This window comes from Bacillus sp. LR--39 (assembly GCF_053613335.1).
The window spans coordinates 1-522 of record NZ_JBSIOT010001575.1 but is presented as its reverse complement, the minus strand read 5'-3'; the positions used below and the strand labels follow the sequence as shown (position 1 = coordinate 522).

The window sequence follows — 522 nt, the reverse complement described above, 5'->3', positions numbered from 1 at the left end:
GACCAAAAATCCTAATGAGCGGATTAGCAGTTTATATGAAGAACGCCACGGGTAAATGTGCTGTAGAATGTTTCGTTTTAAAAAGGGGGAGCAGACATGTGTGAAGACCAAAACAAACGTGTAAATGAACACTCAAAGGACGAGCAGCTTGAGCAGTACAGGGCCGATAACAGCGGGAAGAAAATGACGACAAACCAAGGCTTGCGGGTGTCAGAGGATGAGCATTCGTTAAAAGCCGGGGTTCGCGGCCCGACGCTGATGGAGGATTTTCACTTCCGGGAGAAAATGACGCACTTTGACCATGAGAGGATTCCGGAGCGTGTTGTGCATGCGCGCGGATTTGGCGTGCATGGCTTTTTTCAGGTTTACGAACCAATGACGGAATATACTCGGGCCAAATTTCTTCAGGACCCTTCAGTGAAGACACCGGTATTTGTCCGTTTTTCTACGGTCGCGGGTTCTAAAGGCTCCGCAGACACGGTGCGGGATGCCAGAGGCTTTGCGACTAAATTTTATACTGAA

General features: G+C 48.9%; 1 protein-coding gene. It reads left to right on the top strand.

Going from position 1 to position 522, the window contains the following annotated elements; genetic code table 11:
* Positions 1 to 96 precede the first annotated feature (96 nt).
* The coding region (locus ACWHAR_RS31880; protein WP_452089027.1) for a catalase at positions 97 to 522 on the top strand (426 nt) is incomplete at its 3' end.